Genomic DNA, 2137 nt, shown 5'->3' on the forward strand with positions numbered 1-2137 from the left:
CCGGACGCCTCGGCGTCACCGAACTCGCCACCACCATCAGCCAGGGCGCGGTGACCGCCGCCTGGCTCACCGCCGGCCTCTTCAACGTCCTGGCCGCCGAGGCCCCGCAGACCTTCGCCGGGCTGCACGAGGTGTGGACGGGCGGGGACATCGTCTCCTCGTCCGCCGTCCGGCGGGTCCTGGAGACCTGCCCCGGCCTGCGGGTGGTTAACGGCTACGGGCCCACCGAGACCACCACCTTCGCCACCCACCACCCCGTGACCGCCGCCGCCGAGGTCGCGGGCGCCGTCCCGATCGGACGGCCCCTGCCCAACACCCGGGCGTACGTCCTCGACGACACCCTCCAGCCCGTCCCGGTCGGAATGCCCGGTGAGCTGTACCTCGCCGGGAACGGCCTCGCCCGGGGCTACGTCGGCCGCCCGACCCTGACCGCCGAGCGCTTCGTCGCCTGCCCCTACGGCGAGCCCGGCGCCCGGATGTACCGCACCGGCGACACCGTCCGCTGGACCACCACGGGCGAACTGGAGTTCCTCGGCCGAACGGACGACCAGGTCAAGATCCGCGGCTTCCGCATCGAACTCGCCGAGGTGGAGTCCGCCTTCGCCGCCCACCCGGCCGTCCGCCAGGTCTTCGCGACGGTCCGGCAGGACCAGCCGGGCGACAAACGCCTCGTCGTCTACGCCACCGGCGACGCCGCCCCCGAGGAACTGCGCACCTTCGCCACCGACCGCCTGCCCGCCTACATGCTCCCGGCCGCGGTCGTCACCCTCGACACCCTGCCCGTCACCCCCAACGGCAAGGTCGACCGCCGCGCCCTCCCCGCCCCCGAGTACACCGGCGCGTCGGAAGGCCGCGCACCCCGCAACCCCACCGAGCAGACCCTGTGCGAGCTCTTCGCCGAGGTCCTCGGAACGACCGAGCCCAGCATCGACGACGACTTCTTCGACCTCGGCGGGCACTCGCTCCTCGCCACCAAGCTGGTCAGCCGCATCCGCACCGCCCTCGGCATCGAACTCCCCATCCGCTCCCTCTTCGACACCCCCACCATCGCCGGGCTGGCCCGGCACCTGGGTGAGAGCCGGACCCCGGTGCGCGCCGGGCTGACCGTCCGGGAGCGCCCGGAACCGGTCCCGCTCTCGTACGCCCAGCAGCGCCTGTGGTTCATCGACCAGTTCGAAGGGCCGACCGCGCTCTACAACACCCCCTTCGCGATCCGGCTGACCGGCGCGGTCGACACCGCAGCCCTGGCCGAGGCCCTGAACGACGTGGTCACCCGCCACGAGGTGCTGCGCACCCTCTTTCCGGCCGCCGACGGCCAGCCCCACCAGCTGGTCACCGAGGGCCTCCGGCCCACCCTGACGGTCACCCCCGTCCCCGACGGGACCGAGCTGACCGGGCTGCTGGACCGGGCCATCGGCCACGCCTTCGACTTGGCCGCCGAACTCCCCGTCCAGGCCCGGCTGTTCTCCCTTGGCACCGAACAACACGTGCTGCTGGTGCTGCTGCACCACATCGTCAGCGACGGCTGGTCCGTCGCCCCTCTCTTCCGCGACCTCGGCGAGGCCTACCGCGCCCGCTGCAACGGCTCCGCCCCCAGCCGGCAGCCACTGCCGGTCCAGTACGCCGACTACACCCTCTGGCAGCGCGAACTCCTCGGCGCCGAGGACGACCGGGACAGCCTGATCGGGCAGCAACTCAGCTTCTGGCATGACGCCCTGGCCGACGCCCCGGAGGAGCTGGCCCTGCCCTACGACCGGCCGCGACCCGCCTCCCCGAGCCACCGGGGCGAGCTGGTCGAGTTCACCGTCGATGCCGAACTGCACCGTCGACTCGCCGAGTTGGCCTCCGACAACCGGGCGAGCCTGTTCATGGTCCTCCAGGCGGCGGTCGCCACCCTCTACACCCGCCTCGGCGCCGGCACCGACCTCCCGCTCGGCACCCCCGTCGCCGGGCGCACCGACGAAGCCCTCAACGACCTGGTCGGCTTCTTCGTCAACACCCTCGTCCTGCGCACCGACACCTCCGGCAACCCCACCTTCCGTCGGCTCCTCGACCGCGTCCGCCGCACCGACCTGGACGCCTTCGAGCACCAGGACATCCCCTTCGAGCGCCTGGTCGAACAGCTCAACCCCACCCG

At 72.8% G+C, this 2137-nt stretch carries 1 protein-coding gene; it reads left to right on the forward strand.

Annotated elements, in window-relative coordinates:
• On the forward strand, positions 1–2137 hold a 2137-nt coding region (locus ACH4J0_RS43090; RefSeq protein ID WP_396246646.1), incomplete at both ends, for a condensation domain-containing protein.

The organism is Kitasatospora sp. NPDC017646, assembly GCF_044329365.1.
GTDB lineage: Bacteria > Actinomycetota > Actinomycetes > Streptomycetales > Streptomycetaceae > Kitasatospora.